At 72.5% G+C, this 2,642-nt stretch carries 2 protein-coding genes; both read right to left on the bottom strand.

The features are described 5' to 3' along the window. The coding region (locus tag M3N57_03735; GenBank protein ID MDP9021807.1) for a hypothetical protein at positions 1 to 963 on the bottom strand (963 nt) is incomplete at its 3' end. Positions 964 to 1,099: 136 nt separating this feature from the next. Beyond that, positions 1,100 to 2,587 carry a glycoside hydrolase gene (locus M3N57_03730; protein MDP9021806.1) on the bottom strand — a complete coding sequence of 496 codons (1,488 nt, stop codon included), beginning with the start codon at positions 2,585 to 2,587 and terminating at the stop codon, positions 1,100 to 1,102. Positions 2,588 to 2,642 lie beyond the last annotated feature (55 nt).

The following is a 2,642-nucleotide window of genomic DNA, read 5'->3' as shown; positions in this document are numbered from 1 at the left end:
GGCCGCGTGGTCGGTCCTGGGCTGTGTCATCTGACCGGTGCGGCTGAACGTCCGGGTGTTGGGGTCGTAGAGCTCGGCCGACGCGACCGCACGGACCTCGTCGCCCTCGACGCCGAGTCCCCCGGCGATCAGGACGCGCCCGTCGGGCAGCAGCGTCGCCGTGTGCTCAAAGCGCGCAACGAGCATGTCGCCGATCGACGTCCACGTGGCGGAGGCGGGGTCGTAGACCTCGGCGGTGCCCGTCGGACGCACCGTCTGGCCGCCGCCGCTCGCCGCGCCACTCTCACCGGTGCCGCCGGTGACCAGGACCGTGCCGTCGTTCAGGACGGTCGCGGTGTGACCGAGGCGGGGATGGCGCATCTCGGCGGTGGGTTCCCACGAGCCGGCGGCAGGATCCCACAGTTCGGCCGACGCCAGGAGTCCCTCCGCCGAGATACCGCCGGCGGCCAGCAACCTGCCGTCGTCGAGCAGGACGGTGCGGTGTCCCCGGCGCGCCTGTCGGAGGTCCCCCGAACGCGTCCACCCGCCGCTGCCGGGGTCGAAGATCTCGGTGGCCGGGACGGGAACGCTCCCGAGGCCGCCTCCGACGACCGCGACCCGCCCGTCGGGGAGGCTGACCGCGCTGGTCGATCCCCGCACGGCCGTCAACGCCGGCAGCTTCGACCAGTCCCCGACCGGAGCAGCGGCCGGCTGCGTCTCGGCCGGCGATCCGGGCAGGATCCCGCCGAGGACCAGGGCGCCGGTCACGATCCCCAACCCCAGCACGGCCGCCCCGATGGCCAGGAGCAACCGACGACGCGAGGTCGGCGCCTCCGAGGCGGACGTCGGCGTGGCACAGTCCTCGCAGCGCAATCCCACGTCCGTGCGCACCATGCACCGGGGACAGATGGGGGCGTCGCACTCGGCGCACGTCAACTTCGTGCGTGCGCCGTGACGCTCGCATTCCAACACCTGGTCGGCCATCACCGTCTCCTGCGACGAACGAGTTGCGCCGATCCGAGCCGGTCGCGTCCGCGCCACGTCGGCGCGTGACGCAGCGCCGCGTTCGGGCGGACGGTACAACCGCAGGGTCGAGTCGTCGTCAGCCGGACGAGTCGGATCACGCACTGCTGCGCCGGCGTCTGGCTCCCAGCAGCCACCACGCCGTGAGAGCGACGATGGACCCGGCCAGCCCCCCCAGGGTCACGGTGCGTCGCAGAGCAAGAGCGTCACGGTCGGGCATGCGCACGCGGGCGGCGACCAGGTCCTGGCGGCCGGTCGCTTCCTTGCCGAGCCGGGTGTCGGTCCAGACCGCCAGCGCAGCGGCATCCGAGCTGTCCAGCCCCAGCCGGGAGCCGAAGTCGACCGGCAGGTGCGGGGCCGCCTGGGGGCCGACTCGAGAGTCGAACGACGCGGACGACACGCGGACGTTGCGGAACGGCCCGTCTGCGTCGGGGGAGGAGGCGATGAACACGTCGGTCATGATGTTCTGCGGGTCGCGGCGCCGGTCGTAGAACACGACATCGACCCGACCGTCGGGCGAGACCGCCGCCTGCGGCAGGTACTGATCGGTGCCGTCGTCGGCCGGGTTGTCGTTGACCCGCGTCGGCCCGCTCCACGTGCGGCCCTCGGGTGACCGACGCAGGAACACGTCGCGGTCACCGTTGCGACCATCGGCCCAGACGACGACGAGTCCTCCCCCGGGTCGCACCGCGATCGCCGGGAAGGCCGGGGTGAACACGAGGAACCGTTCGGTGGCGAGGACCTCGGATTCGATCTCCGTCCCTTCCGAGAAGCTGCGACCCCCGTCGCCGGAACGTGTGACGACCAGCGCGAACGGTTGATCCCACGGGGGCCCCTCGAGGTTCTGGAAGTCGCGCACGTCGCCCTTGAAGTCCTGGTAGAGGACGACCAGATCACCTGCCGCATCCACGACCGGTGACGCGGCACCCACCCGTTGGCGGTCGGGGTCGCTGACCCGGACAGGGTCGGAGAACGTCCGACCGCCGTCGTCCGACCGGACCGCCACGATCGGGGCGTCGCCCACCAGCTGGAGCGTCCCCACGTCGGTGGCCTGCAGGTAGGTGACGTGGATCGCGCCGTCGGGGGCGATCACCACACGGGCCTGGAAGGCCAGCTCACCGGCGACCCGCCCCACCTGCGTGAGCGACTGCCCGCCGTCGTCCGAGCGGGCGATCCACAGGTTGTCGGGGGCGTTGCCGGGGCCGGTGAGGTTCACGTACGTCACGTACAGGATCCCGTCCGCGGTGAACGCGGCGTCCGGGGCGTAGGGGCGGTCCAGGCCGTCGGGCAGCGGAAGGGACGTCGTCCGCCAGGTCCCACCCCCGTCCACGGTCCAGTGCAGCAACGCGCGGAACTCGGGCCGGTCGACCCGGCTGACCACCACGACGTTGTCGGGGTCCAGCGGGTTGCGTGCCATCGATGGGGAGTTGTGCGCGTCGATCACGCCGGCGGGGTTGACGAACTGGTTGGCCTCGACGACGACGTCGCGGTCGGCCGTGAACCACAGGACCGCGCCGACCGCCCCCACCGCCCCGAGCAGCGCCGCGACGAGCGCCCCGACGACCAGCCCTGCCAGTCCGCGCATCCGTTGACCCCTCCTGCGATTCGCTCTGCCGCTTTGACGCGCGCCGCCTCCGCAG

Source organism: Actinomycetota bacterium (assembly GCA_030776725.1).
GTDB lineage: Bacteria > Actinomycetota > Nitriliruptoria > Nitriliruptorales > JAHWKO01 > JAHWKW01.
The sequence above is the reverse complement of the archived record's forward strand: the minus strand, read 5'-3'. Positions and strand labels throughout refer to the sequence as shown.